The organism is Paenibacillus contaminans (assembly GCF_003285015.1).
GTDB lineage: Bacteria > Bacillota > Bacilli > Paenibacillales > NBRC-103111 > Paenibacillus_V > Paenibacillus_V contaminans.
This window is the reverse complement of sequence record NZ_QMFB01000043.1, coordinates 24,834-46,904: the sequence shown is the minus strand read 5'-3', so window position 1 is coordinate 46,904 and position 22,071 is coordinate 24,834. Positions and strand designations below refer to the sequence as shown.

Below are 22,071 nucleotides of genomic sequence, written 5' to 3'. Positions count from 1 at the left end.
CCGCACGTTGTGACGAAAAAATAGGACCGCCATGCCTCAATCGGTGCGAAGAGCATCGATCGGGCGCAGCTTGGATGCTTTGTTCGCCGGATATAAACCGAATATGACGCCGACAAGCACGGAAAACAGGAAAGCGTACAAACCGACATCCATGGAAATTTTGGTAGTCTGGCTTGGATTGAAATGCGGCCAGGCGATCGCCAAAGCGACGCCGCCGAGCAGCCCGATCAGTCCGCCCAAGCCGCTAATAACCGACGCCTCGACCAAAAATTGAATCAAAATATTCCGCCGCTTGGCTCCGATCGATTTGCGTATCCCGATTTCCCGCGTCCGCTCGCTGACCGTAACCATCATGATATTCATAATCCCGATACCGCCGACAAGCAGCGATATGCAGGCTACGCTGATCAGCTGGTTGGTCAGGGAGGTGGACGCTTCCTTCCTCGCGTTCATCAGCTCATCCTGGTTGACGACACGATAGCCGTCGCTGCTTTTGAACTTATTCGTCAAATATGCCTCGATCGTCGATTGAGCGGCCGCAATGTTGTTTTTGTCCGCCGCTTCGATATTGAGCGTACGGATGCTGCCCAGCTTGAAGTCGCGCTGCGCGCTGACAAGCGGCAGAAAAATCGAATTATCGACCGAACTCCCGGTCGAATTCGAGCCTTTGGTTTTCGTTTTGCCTACGATCGTGTATACGAAGCCGTCGATGTTGATTTCCTCGCCCACCGGATTAAGCGAGCCGAATAATTCCTCGGCTACCGTGCTCCCTACTATGGCCACTTGACTGCGGTTCTCCACATCCGCTTCGGTAATGAAACGGCCTGTTTCCATCTCCGCCTTCATGACGTCCAAGTAACGGTCGTTCGTGCCGATTACCGTATAGGTCTTCTTGGTGCGGTCATATTTGACGTTCGCGCCGGATTTGTTGATCGTCGGTGCGAAGGCCGCGAACTCCGGCAGATTCTCGATTTGCATCAGCTCATTATAATCCAGCTGCTGCGCCCGTCCATTGCCGAGCAGGTTGACGACAATCAGGTTCGTTCCGAGGCCTTCGTATTGCTTCTCGATTTGGGCCGCCGTTCCTTGCCCGATCGCGACGAGCGTAATGACGGACGCAACCCCGATAATAACGCCCAGCATGGTCAATATCGTACGCAGCGGATTGGAGATAACCGTGCGCATCGCCATGCCGAACAGCTCAAGCACGTTCATGCGATCACCACCTCTTGCCTGGCCGGGAGCGCAGCGGGCGGCGGCGAATTTCGTTCGTCGCTGACGATACTGCCGTCCCGTATCGAGATGACGCGCCGGGCATTCGCCGCAATTTGCAGATCATGCGTGATCAGCACGATCGTATTTCCCGCTTCATTTAATTGCATCATAAGCTCCAGCACCTCCGCGCCGGTTTTCGTATCCAGCGCCCCCGTCGGCTCGTCGGCCAGCAGCAGGGACGGAGAGCCCGCAAGCGCCCTCGCGATCGCAACACGCTGCTGCTGCCCGCCCGAAAGCTCGCTGGGCTTGTGCCCCCCGCGCCCGCTCATGCCAAGCGATTCCAATACGGCAAGCGCCTGTTCCCGGCGAGCCTTTTTGGGAACACCGGCATAAATGAGTGGGAGCTCGACGTTCTCTACGGCGGTCAGCCGCGGCAGCAAATTAAATTGCTGGAAAATAAATCCGATCTTCCTGTTTCTCAGCTCCGCAAGCCGATCTTCCTTCATCCGCTCCGTCTCGACACCGTCCAGCGTGTATGTTCCGCTGGTCGGCACGTCGAGCAGCCCGATCATATTCATCAGCGTCGATTTGCCGGAGCCGCTGGGACCGACGATGCCGACGAAGTCGCCTTTGGCCACGTTTAAGGAGATCCCCTTCAGAATCGGCAGCTCTTCGCTTCCTCGGTAATACATTTTTTTGACGTCCTGCAAAACGATCATGTCCAAAAGGATCCACTCCTTCCCAGTCCTTATCGGCCGGCTCCTCCGGCTCCAGCTCCTCCGTTGCCGCCGCCTTGGCCGCCTCTTCCTCCCTGACCGCCTCCGCCGCCGGCGCCGCCGAAATTCCCGCCGCCTTGGCCTCCTTGACCGCCTGGAATCGCGGCTCCGCCTCCTGCGCCGCCGCCCGGGATCACCATCGTCCCTCCCTGACCGCCTGGGAAACCGCCGCCGCCGTTAATAAACTGCTGGCGCAAACGGTCGATGTCGGTTTGACTCATATTCGTCTGCTCACGGACCGGAATGACGATTTGATCGCCTTCCTTAAGGCCTTCGGTGACCTCGATCGCCGTCTTGCTGCGAATGCCCACTTTGATTTCGTGCTGCTCTTCGACCGTACCGTCGGCTTTCTTAAGCTTAACGAAACGCTTGCCTTGCGCTTGCTGCATCGCATCGAGCGGAATCGTCAAAACATCGGTTTTGTTCTGAATCAATATTTCGCCGGTCGCCGTCATGCCTGCCTTAAGCGCGCTGTTCGGATCGGCATTTTTTACGAGTATCACCGTTTGATAGGTCGTGACGCCGTTCGTTGTCGTACCGACCGTCGACACCTGGCCGACCTCGCCTTCAAGCGCTCTGCCCGATAGCGCATCCACCTTGACGGAAGCCTTCATGCCGGATTTAATGCTCGGCAGGTCGAGCTCATCCACTTGGATCGGAAGCTGCATCGTGCTCAGGCTGGCAACAGCGCCGAATTGCGTCCCCGATGTGACCTTCGCCCCTACGGGATAACTGTTAAGCACATTCGATTTCTGATTGGCAAAATCCGAGGAAAATTCCCCGTCGAACGGAGCCGTCACCTTCAAGGCGTCAACCTTCTGCTGGTTGTCCGACACCGTCAGCTTCTGCCGCTCGATCTGCGATTGCTTATTTTTGATTTGGCCTGCAAGCGAATCGTTTCCGAGAACGGCGATGACGTCGCCCTTCCGGACGGTGCTGCCGCTTTTCGCGTTAAGCTGCTTGATCGTTCCTGCAGCTTCGGACATGACCGGCTCCACCTTCGCATATTCGAGCGTCCCCTTCTCCTTCGACTCGACGCTGCGGCCTCCGATGAGCGCTGTACCGCCCAGCTTCAGTCCCGAGGCCAGCGTTCCGTCATTCGCGATCGAGATGTCCACGTCCAGCATTTTATTGCCTTTCGCGTCAGGCCGCGGATCGCTGCCTACCGCTTGTACGACGGCTGTTTTCGTGAGCATGTAGCCGTCGATCGCCACCTCGAGCGAATCGCCTTTTTTGAGCTGCACCGCATCCTCCAGCAGGAACGGCAGCTTCGCCGTAAACGTCGACGAATCGGAAACGGTCCCGATCTGCACGCCCTTCTGCACATTGGAGCCGGCGGCGATGTTTCCGGACAGCGTAAGCTTGCCGCTCGCTACCGCGATAAGGCTCATATGATTTTGCTGATCGACCAGATCATTCAACTCATCCTCGTACTGCGCCAGCATATCCTGCGATTCCCGGAGAGCCGTCTCCAACGTCGGATTCGAGATTTCGAACAGCAGATCGCCTTTTTTGACCGAAACGCTGCGGGATAAATTCATCGTTTTGATCGTACCGTCCGCTGTGGCCGTAATGTTCTGCACCTCGGCAGCCTCCAGCTGCGACGTTCCGGATACGCTTACGCGGATTGCGCCCTTTTGGACCGTTTCCACCGTTTCCGTTTGCTTCGTTGCCGCTTTGGCGGGTTTGTATTCCAAATAACCGTATGTGGCTGCGGCGCAAACGACCACAACCAACGATATCGTCCACCACTTCTTACCGATCTTCCGCACCATTTGTGCTCTCCTTTCCGACTTTGCCCCAAGGATAATGCTTACTAATGAACCAACAATGATTGTCTTACGCCCCTATTGTGCATGCCGCCTTGCCTCCGGCCTCCATCAATCTTGCCGGCGAATCGCCCTCCTTTGCTTCATCTCGGTTTTATGCGAAGTCTGGTGAATCAACAACCGGAGCATCGTAACCGATAAAACCGAGACGATCGAGAACATATACAGAAACCGGATACGGTGCGAGCCGCTGTCCGAGCCCAAATAAAAACCGTGTACGAGCGTCATGATCCACAGCGGGTACGAAAGCATATGAATCGTCCGCCAAGCCTTTTTACCCAGCCTGCCGCGAATATCCGTCGTGAAAATAACGACAAGCATCCCGTACGCCGCCAGCGTGCCAAGCCCGCTGAGCAGCGGCTCGTATTCCGCTGTAAAAGGAACAAGCACCTCGTACCAGGAGTATGGAACGTACTTGTCGATTACCGTGACCGCCCCATGCAGCAATCCGATGCCGGTACCGACGATCGTTGCGGCCATATGGAGTTTGTAAATAGCGAGCTTCGCCCGGCCCTTCCAAACCGGGATGCTGGACATGATGCCGATGCAAACGCCAAGACTGAGCAGCACAAAGGAAATCACGCCGAAGATCCGAATCATTTCCCAGGTAGGCCAAGCTGTTATCCATTCGATCATGCGGTCGCCTCCTGACGCTGCTATCTTTCTCGCTTCCTTTGCATGCTTCAACAATATCGGTCGATTGCAATTCCGCTCCATTTCCCGACCGGCGATTCGGCGGCTCCGGCGAGAAAAACTTGCTTGTTTCCGGTAAAAAGGAGCGCTTCGTAAGCCGGAGCTTTGCGCCGGAACAATGTCAAGCCCTCTTCGCTCCCCAAAATGCAGAGCGACTTGGCCCAAACCTCGCAGGCGGTTGCATCCGGTCCCGCTACCGTACATTGGACCGTATCGCTGTCGGACGGAAGCATCGTACGGGGATCGATCAAATGATGCATCGGTCCGCGCTCCGTCATCCAGCGTCTTCCGAGCCGGCTTGAGGTTGCGGCGGCGCCGTTCGTCATGACAAGCACGCCCGCGTCCGAATCGGGCTTCCATGGATGCTCGACGGCGACCAGCCAAGGCTCCGTCTCCCGCTTGCGCCGATCCCAAACCGCGAGATCGCCGCCTGCGTTTACCATCCCTTGCGTAAGTTTCCGCTTATTCCGCAGCCATTGAACCAGGCGCTTGACCGCCCAGCTCTTCGCGATGCCGCCCAGATCGGCCGCCGTATCCGGCGAGAGCCGGACTGCCCTCATGCCCGGATCGATTTCGATCGGGTGATCGTCGACCTTGCTTACCGGGGCGACGGCCCCGCTTAGCCGTTTACGCGTGTTCATGCGCTCGAACGATTCGTCGTACCCCGCATTCCGCAAGGCGTCGAGCAGGAACGGGTTGAATGCGCCCTCCGTCTCCTTGCGGTACGATTCCGCCAGCAGCAGCACCTCCAGCATATTGTCGGACACAAGCGTGCTTCGTCCTGCCGAACGGTTCAGCCGGCACAGCTCGCTGCCCGGCCAAAACCGGCTGAATGCCGACTCGACGTTTTCAAACCAGCCGCGGGAACGCATTTCCAGATTGCGGATGTCGGCTTCGCCGCAACAAAGGCCGATCTCGATATTCGTATTCATTGCGCGAAAACGGAACCGATGAAGAATGCTCGCCCCTCGTGCAGCCGCTTCATTCACATTGACCCCTCCTTCACGCCATTCGCTTACGAGCGGCCGGTTCTTGTTTGCCTTCCGCCGCTTTCCGGCTGCGCATGAGGCTGCTGAGATTCCTGAGGCTCGACGTATGGCTTCCGGCTTCCGCTTTCCGCATCCGTCTGCAGACCGCTGCGCTGGCCGCCGATGCGTTCCGTTCCTTGTTTTCTCGAGGAAGGCGCATTGTAGCCGGTTTGTCCGCCTCCTCCCGCGCGGCTGTCGAACCCGCCATCGAGCCCTGGCTCCGTGCTCTCGTATGAGCCTGCCGCTTTGCTTTTGGCTGCCAGCGTTTGTTCATGCGCCTTGGCAAACGCCGCGCTTCCCTTCACCTGCTGGAAAAGCAGGCCGATCGCCAGCGCGCCGACTGCGCCGATTTGCCATTTTAACCACTTGTCCTTAGTCATGGGGAGTACCTCCCGGTATTGAATCGACCTTAACAAACGTTCGTGTCCAAACCATGACCTCATTATGAAGGCGCAATCTGAGTTAAACATTAATGCCCGCTGAATGTTTGCTGAAAGCGTTACACTCGAAAAAGACCGACTGCCGGCGATGCGGCTCTCAGCTATTTTTCAGCTTACGTTCAGGGCTATTTTAGGTCGGTGGTAGATAATAAAGGAGAAGGAGAAACGCTAAGGCGGCCGCCGGCAGCTTTGACGCCGATGTGTTACCGCGCCGCTTACAAGGAACGTTTTTCTGGTAAACTTAAAAAGGTATATAATAACGTCGAGGTGATCCGCTTGCGCCAGCTAAAAGGGGTAAAAATTTTACTTGTTGACGATGAGCCCACGATTCTTCAGTTTCTGGAGCTCGGCTTGCAGAACGAAGGCTTCGAGGTGGAAACCGCGCAGGACGGCATGTCGGGCATTATGCTGGCCAAGCAATTTCAGCCGCACATCGCCATTCTGGATGTGATGATGCCGGGTATGGACGGCTTCGAGGTATGCCGCATGCTGAAGAAGTCGGGGAATATCGCGGTTATTATGCTGACGGCGAAGGAAGAAGTGGAAGATCGCGTCAAAGGACTGACGCTCGGCGCCGACGATTATATGGTCAAGCCGTTCAGCTTCGAAGAGCTGCTTGCCCGCATTCATGCGCGGATCCGCAACCATTTTCCGAATCTGCTCGGCGAGGTTGTGATGGGCGCGTTTCGCGTCGACGACCGCCGCAAAGAAATCAGCTACGAAAACCGTGTTCTCGAACTGTCGCCTACAGAATATGAGCTGCTCAAATTTCTGGTCATCAATCATGGGTTGGTGCTGAGTAAAGCGACGATTTTGGATAAGGTATGGGGGTACGATTTCGGCGGGGAAGAAAACATCGTCGAGGTGTATATCCGGTCGCTGCGGGATAAATTAAACGACAAAGAGCATAAGCTGATTCGTACGCTTAGAGGCTCGGGCTACAGGGTGGATTTGACATGACGGCGGTTAAATCGGCTTTCGCCCGTTTTTTCCGGCTTGTCCGGCGTCTGTCGTTCCCCCGCTCCCTCCGCTACCAGCTGCTCTCCCGGTCTTTGCTTATTTTGCTAGGACTGCTGCTTTTGATCGGAGCTTTTCAATATGTGATTATGCAATCGTTCCTATATCGAAACCAAGCGGAGACGATTCAAAATAAAATCCGGACGCTCCGGCTCGACATGGTTTCCCAGACCGGTAGGCCGAACAACGGTCCCTTCTTTCCCGATTGGTCGCTTGTGGTCATTCGCTCTGACGGGGAGTTCAACGTGATTGCCGAAGATACGAAGGCCGGAAGCATTCCGAAGCTTTCCAACGAAGAATACGCGGAAGTCTTGAAACAGAATGTCAAAAAGCCGAATTACCGCACGGTTAAGAACGAGCAAGGCACGAACCTGCTCGTCGTTTTGGAGCCGCTCGGCCCGCGCGGCCATGTCACCGGCGTCGTGCAGGTGAGCACCCCGACGGCACCGCTCAAGGACGTGCTGCTCCAGCAGATGCTTATCTTCGGTTCTCTTTCCCTGCTCGCCTTGATCGGAGGCCTGCTGCTATTCCTGCCGATCCTGAAAAAGACGCTCGTCCCGCTTTCCAGTACCGTGGACAAAGTCGGGAGCATCGATGCCGGCAAATTGGATGAACGGCTTCCCATTTATCAAGGACAGACGGAAATCGATCGCCTGTCGGTTTCGTTCAATGGGATGCTCGAACGCTTGCAGTCGTCCTTCGAGGCCGAGAAAGAAGCGATGGAGCATATGCGCCGGTTCATCGCGGACGCTTCCCATGAGCTTCGGACGCCGTTAACGTCCATTCACGGCTTCCTGGAGGTACTGCTGCGCGGAGCCGCCACCCAGCCGGAGCAGCTGGAGAAAGCTTTGAAAAGCATGTACGGCGAATCCGAACGGATCAATAAGCTGGTGCAGGATTTACTGCTGCTGGCCAAGCTGGACCGCAGCCCGACCTTCCATATGAAGGTCGAATCGCTGGATTCCGTCATCGTCGACATGGAAACGCAGCTTCGGCTGCTTGCCGGAGACCGGAAGGTTCGCTTCAAGATTGCGCCGGACGTATTTATTCCGTTTAATCAAGACAAAATCAAACAGGTCATTCTTAACTTGTTCCATAACGCCGTTCAGCATACGGACCCGCTCAGCGGAGTCGTCGAGGTTTCGCTGGACCGCAGCGGGAACGGAGCCGTCATTTCCGTAAAAGACAACGGTTCCGGCATTCCGGAGGAGCATCTGTCTCACCTATTCGAACGCTTCTATCGCGTCGACACCTCGCGCGCGCGCAAGCACGGGGGCTCCGGTCTCGGGCTTGCGGTCACGAAGTCGATCGTCGACCTGCACCACGGAGCGATCAAAGTAGAAAGCTCTGCAGGCAGCGGCAGCGTATTCCGGATTTGGCTTCCGAACGGGGCCGCGGGCGAATGAGCCCTCGGCTCTTTATCGTTAAAAAGGCCGATAGTTGCAATGCGACTAAAACGAATGACATACCGTCCGTCGGACTTGCCCCCACCCCGAAATAGCGCGAAGCTCGGTTGCGAACGGCTTTTGGGAATCCCCAAAAAGAGCTTTTACATTCCGTTCATCAAGCGGGTGATTTCCTCTTTCGCCGGCATGGCGGGAATCGCCCCTTTTCGCGTCGTAGCCAGCGCGCCGGCGGCATTCGCAAAAACGATCGCTTCCTCGAGCTCTTGCTTATCCCATGTATCCAATGCCTTGCCTCTCTCCGCAGCCTGATACAGAAACGCACCGAAAAAACCGTCTCCCGCTCCCGTCGTATCAACCGTGCGCACTTCGAATGCCGGGACAAGGCCGGTTCTGGCGTCCGCTCGACAGTAAAAGGTCCCTTCCGCACCCAACGTCACAAGCAGCAGCTTCAGCGCCGGAAATCGTTCCGCCAGCTGCTTGGCCCCTGCCTCCAAATCGTCGGTTCCGGTAAGGAAGAGCAGCTCCTCTTGCGATATTTTGACCAAGTCCGCATGGCGGAGACCTTCTTCGATCGCGCCTCGCGCATGAGCTTCGCCATTCCATAATGCCGGCCTAAGATTCGGGTCGTATGAAATAACGGCGCCGTGTGCTTTCGCATGCCGTACTGCCTGAAGAGTAGCCGAATAGGAAGGCTCCGCCGTCATCGATATCGAACCGAAGTGAAAAAAGCCCGTCTTCTCGAGAAGCCCCTTATCGATCTCTTCCCAACGCAGTTCCTGATCGGCGCCCGGCTGCCGGCAAAAATGGAAGGAACGCTCGCCCCGGTCGTCCAATTGGACGAATGCCATCGTCGTATGCGCATGCGCTGCGAATACGAGCCCGCCCACATCGATCCTCTGCTCGACCAGCACCTCGCGCAAATATTCGCCGAACGGATCCTGCCCGACCTTTCCGATAAAGGCGGTCTTTTTCCCCATTCTCGCAAGCGCCGCCAAAACGTTGACAGGCGCTCCGCCCGGATTCCGCTCGAACAGCGGCTGTCCCGCCTCCGACCTGCCTGCCGGCAAAAAATCGATCAAATATTCGCCCAGCGCAACGACATCGTACATTTTCCGAATCTCCTCCCTATGTTTAACGCTACGAATTATTATGATGCTCAATGAAACTTCATGCAATCGTTCCCTCTACAGGATCCAAAAAAGAACGCGTAATCTATCTGCAGTACATTCCGCAACTTTTTGCCGGGGGAAGGCGTCCATAACCATAAGGAAAATTATGGGTTAAGGAGGAGATGCTGTGGGACGGCTTACCAAGCTGGCCGCGCTCGCCATGCTTGCGGACGTATTCCTATCGGCGCTGATCGGAATCGGGGTGTATTGGGGATTCTCCGTATACCCGTATTGGATGCCCGCCCGGCAAGCAGCTGAGGGAATTACCTTTAATATGACGATACCGCTTTGGATGCCCTCGATCCAAGATCTCAGAACGCCGCTGACTTTCCTCCAGTCGGAGTCGGAAAACGGCATACCTCTGACAATCGTCTTCTCTCTTCTGGCTGCCGTCGTTATAAGCTTCGTAAGAGGCATGTATCTGGGCGGCATGAACGGCTTGGTATCATACAAATCCGTTTCTCTTTGGAACTGCGGACGCTATTATTTCAAGCGGATGCTTGGCTGGACCATAATCAGCGCCTTAGCTACGGGTATAGCAACGCTTATAACGGCCGTTCTCGGTCCGCTCGGCTTTGCATTCATGCTGATCTTGTTTTTTTATTCGCTGACTCCTTATTTGATCGTGCTGCATAACATCGGGCTATGGGAGGCGCTTTCCCGTGCTCCCAGCATATTCCGCCGCTATTTTCGGCGGCTGTTTAGTCTTGCCTTGTCGGCGGCCCTGCTTACCTTGTGCATCAGCTTCTTTAACGGCGTTCCCAAGCCGTATAACTATTTCATTGTCATGCTGATTTACAGTATGGCCGGCTCGGCGCTCATTCGCGAATTGATGAATCGGCTGGCCTATCTGATGAAGCGAGACCTCGCATGGCTTTCCCAGGTTCCTGTTCCCCTCGCCGGAGAAAGCCGGTTGGGCAAGACAGGCAGCTACCTGCTTCTGTTCGTTCTTCCGCTTCTCGGCATCGCGTTCGCTTCGGGCTTTCACCTGCAAGCCCTGGACTGGAAGAGCAAGCAAGACTGGCACGGTATAGCGTACGGTACCGGTATTTCCGAAGCCCTCCGTGCGTCCAATCAACAGTATACTTCTTACTTCTGGGAGCAGCGGACTTATGACCTGGAGCTGTCTATCCCGGATTTATCCGACGGGCATCGGCCCGCCGAAATTCGCGGCTTCGGACATATTCGCTGGAATGTGAATAAGGACGTCATTACGAGGATTAGCAGTAATACCACACAGCATCGTATCGAGCCCGCTCTGGTAGAAGATACGTTCTACTATCGTTTAAAGCGGGTGCAAAGCGATGACGGCACTTATTACTACTCCAGCAGAGAAGGTGCGATCGGCACGCTTGCCGTTTACCGGAAGCAGCATGAACCCTTGTCTGCGGTCATGACCGTTTCCGGAGACGGACGAAACGTTTTTCTGCTGCAGCATCCCGCCCGCTTCGATCCATGGCAGGCTTACCGGGTGTCCGCGGACGGTGCATTTCTGATCCCGAAGAGCAGTCAAATAAACCCGACCGACTTCAAATATCATTGGTTTTCAAGGGACCTGCAGAAAGAAGATATATTCCGGTTTCTTCAGGATAAAAACACCCAGAACTTCTACGACCGGAAAGAACGCGCGTTCGCGCTGCTGGCTGCGGCTCTCCAAGAAGCGGACGGGAATATGGTTACGCGCCTGCTCGACGCGATGCGGGCGAATGAAGTAAACGTAATCGCTCCCGCCTGGGATGCGGCGCAATGGACCGCTAAACTGAGGGAGCTATATAGCGGCGCCGATATTGCGGGGATGCTCCCCTATTTAACGAAGGCCGGCGAAACAACCGGTCACGCTGCGGAGCAGTTGTCCGAACAGGACGGCATCACGAAATATCGGATCCGGGTAACTTTTCCGGACGGGACAGCGGTTATAGCCTACACCGAAAATAACCGCGATCTGAAGGAGCTGACCGTCGAAATTGAAGATGGAACCGGAGGGAAGCAGCCGTGAATATTTCTATTGTTATCCTGCTAGCCTTGTTTCTTACTTCGGGCTTCACGCATGACTCGGCTTACGATCCGCTCGACGCAAGTAAAAGAGGAGGGCCGATTCCTTCATACCGCCCCTCTTCGGTCGGGGATCCTTCGTTCCCCGATTCTACAGAGCCCGTCACACCTGACATCAGCTCGTTCATCCCTTCGGAGTATGGGCAGCCGACAGGCAAATGGTTTCGCCAAAGCGTGGATTTTGATGAACATTTCGGCTTTTCTTCCGGCCAAAACTTGGGAGAGGTAGGCGATGGAGACGATCTAATCGAATTCATCGTCGTCCATCATCCGGGAGCCGAGCTTCAGGCGAGGGTCGACAAAGCTCCGCCAAAGCATTTGAAAATGCGCCTTCAGCTGACGAAGCGCGGAGCGGACTTCCAGCGGACGGAACTTCTGAAGGAACGGACGCTAACGGCGAATGCTCTTTGGAACCTCAATTTATTTCCCGAAATATTGCCGGATAAGGATGACTCCATCTATGTAATAAGCGCCGAGCTGCTTGCGGAGGACGGAACCGTCGAGGATACGGCGACCAGGACGATCGTCATTCCCAAAATGAGCGTCAACGCCGGCTTGTCCATCGACAAAACGGATTATGGGTCGGGCCAGGAAATAAGCTTGACGATCAAAAACGCCGGACCTTTAACGCTCATGACCGGCACGTATTATCAAATAGAGAAATATGAAGACGGCAAATGGCGGAAGATCGTTTTCGACGCCGTGTTTGAGGCTGTCGGTCTGTTCATTCGGCCGATGAGCGAGTATAAAGAAACGAATCGTCTCCCCGAGTTGGAAGACGGCAGCTACCGAATCGTCAAAACGATTCACGTAATCGATGCCCATCTTCAAATAAGCTTGGCGCAGACGTTCACCGTCAGGCCATGACAAGATCCCCAAATTGTGGGCATGCACAATTTTGAAGATATGGATTGGTCTGCTTGCCTTTACTTTTAGCGCCCAATTTGTTCGTCGCTAGCACGCACTGCAGCCCGATTTCGCCCAATTGGAATCATGTCCGGGTTCCTTCCTTCGCCTGCAGTCCGAAAACGCCCGTTTACAGCAGCTTTAAAGCTCGGCACACCGGTAAATCCATCTTCCAAGCAGGCAAAATCGGACTATCGCGTTAGAGGAACCTCGATTCCTTGCTCCAAGTGGGCAATTTCGGACTGTAGCGTTAGAGGTACCTCAATCCCCTACTCCAAGAAGGCAATTTCGGACTGTAGCGTTAGAGGTACCTCACGAGGTTTGACCGCCGACGTGTGACCGAGCACCGCGTGCCGCGATGGCACCGCGCGCCGGGAGGCGCACGCGGTGCGGAATCCCCTACTCCAAGAAGGCAATTTCGGACTACGGCGTTAGAAACGCCGCAATATCGCAGAGTAGAAACTCAGCGAAGCGGCACCTACCACCGACGGAACGTTCGGCATTACGACGAAAATAAGACGAGGATAAACGGCTTCGACGCCCATTAAGAGCCGGCGTGTTTACCGGGGTATCAAACAATCCCCCGAGATATATTTTCCGCAAGTTTGAAAAAAACCGCTCCCGGGCGTTACAACCCGAGAGCGGTTTTTCGATTTTTATGGCTGAATCAATTCCGATTTCAGCAGAAGATTGCGCACCAGGGTAGCCGTTTCGGCTCTCGTGATGGAGCGCTGCGTTTGCACGCTGCCATCCTCGTAGCCCTGCAAGAGGCCCAGCTTGACGGCGGAACCGACAGGGGTCTTCGCCCAAGCAGGAATATCGGCGCTATCGCTTACTCCGCTCAGCGCGGCAGCAGCCTCTTCCTCCGTCAACGACGCCCCTCCGGCAAGCGCCCAAGCTTTGCTCAAGAAAACCGTCGCCTCCGCTCGGGAAATCGTCCGATCCGGACGGAACGTACCGTCTTCGTAGCCGGAAATCAAACCGTAAGCTTGAGCCGTGGCCACGAACGGAGCGAACCAGTCGTCGGCTTGAACGTCGCCGTATGCCGATGCCGCTTTCTCCGGAGCCAAACCGAGCGAGCGAATTACGATCGCCGTAAATTCGGCTCTCGTCACCTTGTCGTCCGGCTCGTACCGGTCATCGCTTTTGCCGTTCAGGACAAGACGGGAAGCCAAGTCTTCGATGGACGTTTGCGCCCAATGTCCTTGAATGTCGTCAAAAGTCTTGCTGTGCGCGATAAGCGCATAGGTGCTGTTCGTCAAGCTATTGATAACAGCCCAATATTTCCCTTCGCTTTGCGTAATGTAGGTCGGTACATGCTGCAAGCTGCCATCCTCTTGATAACGCACGCCCGTCGTGATCCGCTTCGGATCGATGCCGTCAGGCAGCGGAAGCTCCCTCGCGACATACTGCTCAAAGCGTCCGACGTTCATCGAACGATCCTTGTACGTAAACGTCACGTCGAAATCGACTGGCGTACCGGCAATTTCAGCGCCGGCCGACGCTGCGCTGCTTTCGATCGCTTGAAGGACCGTTTCCGACGAAGGCGTCAGCTGTACCAATACTTTGATCGCATCCTGCGTCGCATTCGCGCCGAATGTTTCATCAACTTGCTTCATATTGATGGCGGTTGCCGGAAGCGTGTAATTTCCTTTACCGGTACGGATGACCAGCACGGCTTCCTTCTCCTGCATTTTCCGCAGCAAGCTCGCTGTCAGCTCGCTTACAATCTTGTCGTAGCTCTCTTCGATCGCGATCGTAATGACCGTTCCTCGAGCTTGACCGTCGAGCGCTTTCTCCAGCTGCTCAGGCACGAATGCGACATGCAGGATGCTCGACCCGTTGTCCGTCGTTTTCGTGGCAACCGCAGCCGTCCGATTCGTATCCTTATTCACGCTGATACTGAACGACGGAATCGTCGTTGTCGTAGACGTGTTTGGTGACGAGTTCGGCGTGTCATCTATAAGCCGCGTAATTCCTATTGCATACACGTTCGATTCGGAACGATCCGTCGATTCCAATCTCACGAGCACAGTGTTCGACCCAGGCTGCAGATCAACAACTGCGCTGTTCTTATCGTCTATCGGCTTACCGTTAATCGTTACAAATGTGCCTGTAACGGAAGGTACCGCATATACCGTAACGAGTCTTGCATAAGTCAGACTTCTGGAATTGTAGTTGCGTACCCACGGAGAGAATGGCTGAGTGAAAACCATCTCATTATTCAACGATAAATCGCTCAGGCTCAGCTCGAAAGCGAAAGGCTGCTGTCTGTAAACGGTCAGCTTATACGTTTGCTCGTCTCCATTCTGCGCTTTCACCTTAATCTCGAACTTGTTTGCACCAGGCGCCAATTCAAGCACCGGCTTGCCGGAGGCTTCCAGCGGCTCTCCGTTCAGCAGCATCGCCGCTTCGGAGTCCGCGGAGGATGCGTTCAAGGAAACGGCCGTCACATCGGATGTTACCGTCGCTTGATACTCGAATACGTCCTTATCGAACGTTCCTGGCGTCAACTGAACGTCTTCCAGCCCGAGGCTTTGCAAATATGCATTGCCGCTTGCTTCTCTTGCGATATTGACCGTATAGGTAGCGGCTTTGGTCCAATCCCGCTGTTCTTCCGGCTTGCGTGCCTCGTCCGGTGAAATGACCTGCACCGTCAAGGCATTGTCGCCCACGTTAAGCGGCAATTCGGTTGAAGCGCGACGGCTAGCCGTCTCTTCGCCGTTCACTCGGATTAGCGAACCGTCCGCGACAGCCTCAGGAGTGAGGCTCACGGCCGTAATACCGTTCGGTACGTTCATCTCGTAATCTGTTCTGGTGCTGTTGAACGGCGCATTCAGGCTCAAGTCAGCGGCTTCGGAAGCCTCTTCCGGCAATCCGCTCACTTTCAAGCCTTTCAGCGCGGCAAGATCGGACTCCGTACGGACATGCAGCCGGTAAGTCTTCTCATTGCCGCCGGCTTTCACGACAGCCGTAACCGTCGTTCCGTCCATGACATCGATAAGCGCCGAACGAGCGGCGTCAACTACGGTTCCGTTCACGGTGACGATCGCGTTCGAGGCAAATGGAACCGCCCATACGCGCAGCTTTTTCACGCGGCTGTCGATCGTCGTGTAGTAGTCTTGGCCTTCCGCCGTAAACGAAGATGTCAGCACGCCTTCATCCACAGCCAATGCGGCAAGGTCGACTGCGCTTCCGGAGTTTCCTGCTTCCGCGCCTTTCAACACTTCCAAACGGTGCTCCGTCGTATTGCCCACTTCGTCTTTCGCGACGAGAACGAGCGGCAGCTTGCCGTTAGACGGGATTTGCGTGTAATACTCGAATTTTCCGTTCCGATCGACCGGCACCGCGGCTCCGTTCACGGTCAAACGAACGCCCGGCCCCGAAGCGCCTTCCAGCTTCACCCGGCTGTCGCCGAGCACTTCCCCGTTGATCGGGGACTTCAAGTATAGATAAGGCGCTGTACGGTCGACGACCATTTTCTGTTCAAAGAAGCTCCGGTCGCCGCGCTCGTTGACCGCTTCGGCCGAAATCGTATAATCGCGTTCGCTCAAATCGCTCAGTTCGAACGATACGGCTTGCTGTGCCGCCGCTTCTTTGATACCCACGGACTCGCCGTTGACGAACAGCTCGACTTTCGCCGCTTGATCGCTGCCGATTTCGACGGTCACGCGATTGGCGTCCGTAACCGTAAGCTTGTCTTTAAGCAGCTCCCGTTCTTGAACGGTCAGCCCTTCGAGATCTTCCGCCTTCACATAGTAAGGATCGTACAAATGCTCGACATACGCTTGTCCGTGCGTGTTCAATTCAAGCGACAGGCTTACCGGCTCGGGATCCGGCAGATAAACCGTTACGGCGCTCGACGGTGCGCTAACGAGACCGCTCGTTTCCGATTGGTGCAAAGCCATTACGCTCAAATGATACGTTTCATTCGTTTGGAGTCCGGAAAGAATCGCTTCCTGCGTCTCGCCTTGCTTCGGCTCAACGTCGAAAACCTTGCCGTTATACGAAACCTTTCCAGACTCATCGGCCAGCAATACCCGATAGGCGGTCACATTGGACGACTCGCTGTCTTGGAACCGCAGTGTAATTTCGCCGTTGCCGGTCGAAACGGCCTGCAGATCGGCCGGCGTTTGCAGCATGCTTTCCGCTTTCAGCTCTACCGCGCTGTCCATCACCTTGAAAATCGGTCCGAACGCTTCGCTATCCGCGACCACTGCCAAATAATAGCTGCCCGGCAGGTTTCCGTCCGGAAGCGTTACGGTTTTGATGCCGGACGCCGGCAAATCGGAAGCAATGACTTGACCGACCGGCTCCTCGGGATTTTCGGTCATAATGAGACTGACCTTCGTGTCAGGCTTCGGATTATTGACGCGCCAAGTCACTTCATAGCTGTTCATGGCGGATTGCGCCGCCGCTTGCAGCACGTTTACCTCCGGAACCGGGTTCACTTTGTACTGGTCGATCGTAACGGCTCCCGCCGTTTTGATTTTCCAGCTTCCGGCTCTCGGAACGTTTACCGTTACCTTAAGCGAACGCCCTTCCGTATCCAGAATCGCGTTGCGGTCCGGACGGTTTTCGTCGTAAATAATCGGAACCGCATTGCCCGCATCGTCTAAGATTTGAGTGGAGGCATCCCCGCCCGCGATATCGAACAGGAATCTTCCTTCGTTCATGATCAGCGTATATTCGTATGTCACGCCTTCCGCGTTCAACTCGGCCATCGAGGTGGCTTGATCGAGCACGAGCGCAGACAAATTCGTGAAATCATCGGATTTGACGAACCACATGCCTCCGAAGTCGACGTCGACCAGGGCGGTTATAACGCCGCGGCTTTCGTCAAACACGGCATTCCAGCCTGCTGCGGAGGAATCCGTCACAAGCGGATAAATAGTGCCGTCAGGCTTGTACAGCTTCGTCTCGGCGGATGCCGAACCGATTTCAAGCAGCACCTGCATGCCCGAAATTCCGTTGAAGTCGGCCATGGAGGCAAACTCCGGCGCTTCTTTCCATGCTTTCACTTTGGACATGCCGACGCCTGGCTGGATTTTGTACAAGGATACCTTGGCGCTTGCCCCGGCATTCGCCAGCCAAGTACCAGTTTCCGAAATCTCGGCCAAAATGTACAGCTTGTCCCCGTCCGAATAAGTATTCCAAGCGGCTTCCTGTTCGGAGGCTTCGACCGCATAAGGCCTTCCGTCCGCTTTCAGAAGCTCAGCTTCCGCAACTGCTCCGTCCATTTCAACAAGGTATGTGCCGCGCTCGTTGAAGGTTAACGGAACATAAGCTTTGCGCTCAGCCGTTTGTACTTGTCCGGCCACATCGGAGATCGACAAGTCAGGATTGCGGTACAGTACCTTGTGAATTTCCACCGACAAAGTATCGTCCGACTCCAGCGTCCATTCTCCTGCATAATTCAAATCGAGCTCCGCAATGACGGTGCCCGCCTCTGCGTTGTAAGCCGCATTCGTATTGAAACGCAGCTCGGCTTGCGTGCCGTCAGGCTTCAACAAACGAACGTCTTGGTTCGCATGCCTCAGAACGAGGAGCGCTTGATAAGGCTTGTCCACCTTGAACGTTTGACGGACCAGCGAGCCCGATTTGCTGACGAACGGATTCGTATCAAGCAAATGAGTCGTAAGCTTGCCCGGTACCATAAAACCGCGGGCCGTCGCTTTGAGCCTCTCGCTTTCGAACAGCTTCTGGCCGATCATTTCCGGCTTCTCCGCTTTGCCGTTTCCGGCATCTAGGCTGAGAATCATGACGCCCTTCTTCGTGGACGTCTCGGTTCCGAATAAGCTGAATATCTTTTTAACGCCGCTGACGATTGCTTTTCCGGTGTTTACAACGGCTTTCCCTACGTTCTTCACCGTGCTTGCCACATCGACGTCGAAATCGGTCTTTTTGGTGCTGAAAATGTATGCGAGCTTGAACCCGATGCCGATGACCGACAATCCCGCTCTCATATCTTTCTCATATACGCCCACTTCCGCCGATGCCAGCCTGCTGCCGCCGATCAGCGTAATATTTCTCGGGATTTGAATAGCCGCTTTGGCATAACCCGTGAAGGACTGGCCTTGGAAGTACTTCACAAGCACTTCCCCGATGATGACGTCAAGGATATTCACCTTCGCCCCCATCCGGAAGCCGGCCTTGTTGAACCCCTGATAACCGGTCGGATTGTAGACGATGAGCGATTCCAGGTCTGCCGCTTTGATCGAGTAAATCGCCAGCGAGCCGGAAGCGCCGAAATGGTTCGCCGACAGGTCGATCCGCAGGTCGTTTGCGTTCAGCATGTAGTTGCCGCTGAGCTTCGGCGTGACATAATCCGACATGGCGCCAAGCACGGAGAACGTCAAAGGAGCCGTTCGCATGCTCGACATATTGCTCACGCCGCCGCCGATCTTGGTCAGTTGAGCGCCTGTCGAGCCAAGCTTCATCTGTTTCTTCACCGCGAAGCTGATAGCATCCAGTCTCGCTTTTTTGATCGTAAGATCGATGTCGAAGCCGATTTTCGCCTTCTTCAGCTCGGCCGACGCGCCGGCGCGGAATTCGGGAATTCTCGTATCGATGCCGAAGCGAAGCTCCGAGCTTTCGAGCGGACCCGATTTGAAATCGGCGCCGATTTTGAAGTCGGCATCCAAATCGATGCGGTTTTGCTTGAATTCGAGCGCATCGATCTTCGCTCCGCCTTTGATTTCCACGGAACCGACTCCGACCTTCACTTCCATGTCGCCCGAAACGCGAATGCCGCCTTTAATAAACGTAAAGGACTTGATGACGACAGGCATATTCATGCCGATATAATCCAAAGCATTGAGCGGGTTCCTAAGCTGGAACGAAAAATTGTCGGGATTAAACTCAAATTCGCCCTCGAAGACCGTATATGTGGTCATTACCGGCACTACGCCTTTGCCGTTAATGTACAGCCTTCCGTTTCCTTTGATCGTTTCCTTGTCCGGATCGGTCTTGTCTACGATTAGCGACGTTCCTTTAAAAAGCAAATTGTCGTTAAGAGTAACGATCGCATTCGGATCCTTGAGCTGATACACGTCCTTCTGCGAGCTGTACTCGATGAATGGACCTCGCAGCGTAATGCTGTCGACTTCGTTCGGACCTCTTACTTCCGAGTTGTTCCTGACGACGATTTCGTCATAATTGCGTGAACGATACGAGGCATCGTCCGTTATCCGGAACGCGCCGTTGAACGTTTTGCTAGGGAAAAACGTATGGTTGATCGTCAAATCGTACGCGCCGAGCGCCAGCGGACTGCCGTCGGCCTGCTTAGGCAGCTCGATTTTTAAATTCGACGAGCTGACAAGCTTCAGGCTTTCGCGGGGAATCGGGTACGTTTGCCCGTTCCCATTAACCGTAATCGCCAAGTCGGTAACCGGCATTTTCTTGAGCAGATAGTTCAGATTGCGGCCGATCAGCGTAACCGCTTGCTCGTCTTCCACAAACAGATGCCCCGGCCCGATATTATCGTATGCCACGTCGCCCGGCTGCATCGGCACCTGCACGATGAACGTCTTGATGTCGCCGTAGCTGGCGCCGCCGCTGTTCTTGGCGAAGGCTCTCGCTTCGTAGAACGTATCTTCCTCCAGCCCTTTCAGTCTAACCGTACGAGGGCCGGCCGTATCGATAACGTAAGGCTCGACGCGCTGCGTGATCCACGGTCCGGCAGGCGCATCACCTTCGGCTTTTTTGCGGTATTCGACGCCCCAGCCGATAATGGAATCATTGCCTGTGTTCTGAATGTTGGCTACGATGTCCGCTTCCATTTTGGCCCCGGCGCTCGTATAGATCGGCGTCACGTTACCGGTGGCTACCTGCGGGAATTGCCCGATTTTCACGTCTTCGTAGGTGCCGAATTCAGTGGAAACGCGAAACTTCGGAGATGCTCCCTGCGTGCTAGGTATAAAATAATAGCTGGCAATGCCGTATGTATCCGTCGTAACGGTCGGAGCGGCGCCCGGATACGCGGCTAGCTGGTTGCTTGCGTCAAGGAACGTGATATTCGACGTATTCGACACTTGCAGGGCGATGCCGCTGCCCGGATTGTCGCTGGAGTCGCTTAAGCGAACCTCAGTAAAGTACGCGGTATCGCCGGGTCTGTACACCGAGTTCACGACCGTCGTTCTGGCATCAAGCACCGCCGGCGCTTCCCTGTAGCAGCCGCAGCTATCGTCGATCGGATCGAATTTATTCGTAAAATACCATTCCAAAATATCATGATTCTCGTAAGCTCCGCCCGTGGCAGCCGTAAAGCCTGCGTACACGTCCTCGGAGGTTAAAATTCGACTGAGGTCGACATTCTCTTGCGTCAAAATCGGGTCGGCCGGCCGCGTGTTGCTGTTTTTGTTCATAAATACGCTGATTTTTTGGCCGTCATAGTCAATCCAGACGTGAAATTTGTCCGTCCTGTCGAAATTGAAACCGAGCGGGAGGACATCCACAACCTTTTTGGCGCTTCCGTCCTTGTTGAGTTTTTTATGATTGACGGTGCCGTCCATATGAATGCCGACATGGCTCGTGCTAGGGTCTCCCAGATCGGAGGGGTTATAGTAGGAGTCGAACTCGATGCCCAGGCTGTCATCGATGCCGAGGTAGCCAAGATCGCCGCCTGGGCTACCGGCCGTGTTCGTCCCCGCTTGCAGCACGAAAACAAGACCGTCCGCTCCAGCATTTACCTGTTCGCTGAATTGGAACGCGAAATACGTGCTAAACGCTTTGCTCGCGCTCAGCGAGATACGCTCCTTATTGAATATGGAGCCCCCGGTCGCCCCGACCGATGGCGTCAGTCTGAGACGCCCGTCAGGCATAACCTGTGCCGCGTTGTTGAACTTGATCCTTGAGGCGGCTTTAGCAAAATCCTTATAGAGAAACGTAGTATACTTTGGCGCCGGCTCATCCGCCGCTTCCGCCGTTCCGACATTCATGGCGCCGGGAGCGAAAATGGAAATCATCAATTCGAGCACAAGCAGCAATGACAGCAGCAGTGCCGTCTTTCGCTTCCATTTCCATTTCGCCATCATTCTAGCCTGATACAATGCGTTCACTGAATTATCTCCTTTTTCCTCAGAGTGAGTCTGATGCCCGCCAATTGCATAAGCGAACATGGAAACAGGCTACTATTCGCTTGATTCGCACGAATGTAGTTCCTTTAACCTACTATACTTTCGGCCGCTGAGCAGACGCTGAACAAAAAATGACATTTTCTGCATCTCGCCTGGAAAACAAGCACGTATTATGTCGATCGGCCAAGGATAAACGGCTTCGCTGTCCTAAACGCTTTCGAAGAAAGCGACTTCGTAAGCATAAGCTAAGGACAGGCGCGTTTACCGATGAAATATCAGGCCAAATTAAGGTGAAACATATAAATTGCTGATATTTCAAAGATAAACGCCTGCCGGAGGCTGTGACGACGCTTACGTTTACCGTAGGTTTAGAGCCGATACCACGATATGCTTTTCGATAAACGCCGTTTCTTCGTACCGGACACGCCGGTGCTCCTGCCATCGGCTGCAAACGCTTCGAAAG

12 protein-coding genes are annotated in these 22,071 nt (G+C 54.9%); 4 read left to right on the top strand and 8 right to left on the bottom strand.

Annotation, left to right across the window (positions count from 1 at the left end; genetic code table 11):
- Positions 1–36: 36 nt before the first annotated feature.
- From DQG23_RS37795 to DQG23_RS37770, 6 genes are all read right to left on the bottom strand, one after another.
- Positions 37–1,215 carry an ABC transporter permease gene (locus tag DQG23_RS37795; protein WP_113036230.1) on the bottom strand — a complete coding sequence of 393 codons (1,179 nt, stop codon included), beginning with the start codon at positions 1,213–1,215 and terminating at the stop codon, positions 37–39.
- Complete coding sequence (locus DQG23_RS37790; RefSeq protein WP_113036240.1) at positions 1,212–1,934, bottom strand: ABC transporter ATP-binding protein; 723 nt, start codon at positions 1,932–1,934, stop codon at positions 1,212–1,214. Before DQG23_RS37790 ends, DQG23_RS37795 begins: the two co-directional genes overlap by 4 nt.
- A 29-nt stretch (positions 1,935–1,963) precedes the next feature.
- Positions 1,964–3,766 carry a permuted SH3 domain-containing protein gene (locus DQG23_RS43545; RefSeq protein WP_113036229.1) on the bottom strand — a complete coding sequence of 601 codons (1,803 nt, stop codon included), beginning with the start codon at positions 3,764–3,766 and terminating at the stop codon, positions 1,964–1,966.
- Positions 3,767–3,871: 105 nt separating this feature from the next.
- A complete protein-coding gene (locus tag DQG23_RS37780; RefSeq protein ID WP_158560908.1) occupies positions 3,872–4,456 on the bottom strand; it encodes a ferric reductase-like transmembrane domain-containing protein in 585 nt (194 codons plus the stop codon).
- Between the two features lie 47 nt (positions 4,457–4,503).
- Positions 4,504–5,502: an FAD:protein FMN transferase gene (locus tag DQG23_RS37775; protein ID WP_113036227.1), complete on the bottom strand. Its 999-nt coding sequence runs from the start codon at positions 5,500–5,502 to the stop codon at positions 4,504–4,506.
- Between the two features lie 26 nt (positions 5,503–5,528).
- Entirely contained in the window at positions 5,529–5,921 is a 393-nt protein-coding gene (locus DQG23_RS37770; RefSeq protein WP_113036226.1) for a hypothetical protein, read from the bottom strand.
- Between the two features lie 336 nt (positions 5,922–6,257).
- Here DQG23_RS37770 and DQG23_RS37765 point away from each other — a divergent pair, with 336 nt between their 5' ends.
- Both DQG23_RS37765 and DQG23_RS37760 read left to right on the top strand, forming a co-directional pair.
- Positions 6,258–6,941, top strand: coding sequence for a response regulator transcription factor (locus DQG23_RS37765; RefSeq protein ID WP_113036239.1), 684 nt, complete (start codon positions 6,258–6,260; stop codon positions 6,939–6,941).
- Positions 6,938–8,404, top strand: coding sequence for a sensor histidine kinase (locus tag DQG23_RS37760; RefSeq protein ID WP_113036225.1), 1,467 nt, complete (start codon positions 6,938–6,940; stop codon positions 8,402–8,404). Before DQG23_RS37765 ends, DQG23_RS37760 begins: the two co-directional genes overlap by 4 nt.
- A gap of 143 nt (positions 8,405–8,547) precedes the next feature.
- On the opposite strand, the gene DQG23_RS37755 is transcribed toward DQG23_RS37760, so the two are convergent.
- Positions 8,548–9,513, bottom strand: a complete 966-nt coding sequence (locus DQG23_RS37755) for a PfkB family carbohydrate kinase (protein WP_113036224.1) — start codon at positions 9,511–9,513, stop codon at positions 8,548–8,550.
- 187 nt (positions 9,514–9,700) lie between these two features.
- Here DQG23_RS37755 and DQG23_RS37750 point away from each other — a divergent pair, with 187 nt between their 5' ends.
- Positions 9,701–11,569 (top strand): hypothetical protein, encoded by a 1,869-nt coding sequence (locus DQG23_RS37750; protein WP_113036223.1) that lies wholly within the window; start codon positions 9,701–9,703, stop codon positions 11,567–11,569.
- On the top strand, positions 11,566–12,492 hold the full coding sequence (locus tag DQG23_RS37745; protein WP_113036222.1) for an immunoglobulin-like domain-containing protein: 927 nt from the start codon (positions 11,566–11,568) through the stop codon (positions 12,490–12,492). The genes DQG23_RS37750 and DQG23_RS37745 overlap by 4 nt, the downstream gene beginning before the upstream one ends.
- Positions 12,493–13,187: 695 nt before the next feature.
- Here the strand turns inward: DQG23_RS37745 and DQG23_RS37740 are convergent.
- On the bottom strand, positions 13,188–21,590 hold the full coding sequence (locus DQG23_RS37740; RefSeq protein ID WP_158560907.1) for a cadherin-like beta sandwich domain-containing protein: 8,403 nt from the start codon (positions 21,588–21,590) through the stop codon (positions 13,188–13,190).
- Positions 21,591–22,071 lie beyond the last annotated feature (481 nt).

Excerpts from the sequence above, each read along its gene's own strand:
- DQG23_RS37795 (WP_113036230.1), bottom strand. The coding sequence starts at position 1,215 with ATGAACGTGCTTGAGCTGTTCGGCATGGCGATGCGCACGGTTATCTCC.
- DQG23_RS37790 (WP_113036240.1), bottom strand. The coding sequence starts at position 1,934 with ATGATCGTTTTGCAGGACGTCAAAAAAATGTATTACCGAGGAAGCGAA.
- DQG23_RS43545 (WP_113036229.1), bottom strand. The coding sequence starts at position 3,766 with ATGGTGCGGAAGATCGGTAAGAAGTGGTGGACGATATCGTTGGTTGTG.
- DQG23_RS37780 (WP_158560908.1), bottom strand. The coding sequence starts at position 4,456 with ATGATCGAATGGATAACAGCTTGGCCTACCTGGGAAATGATTCGGATC.
- DQG23_RS37770 (WP_113036226.1), bottom strand. The coding sequence starts at position 5,921 with ATGACTAAGGACAAGTGGTTAAAATGGCAAATCGGCGCAGTCGGCGCG.
- DQG23_RS37760 (WP_113036225.1), top strand. The coding sequence starts at position 6,938 with ATGACGGCGGTTAAATCGGCTTTCGCCCGTTTTTTCCGGCTTGTCCGG.
- DQG23_RS37755 (WP_113036224.1), bottom strand. The coding sequence starts at position 9,513 with ATGTACGATGTCGTTGCGCTGGGCGAATATTTGATCGATTTTTTGCCG.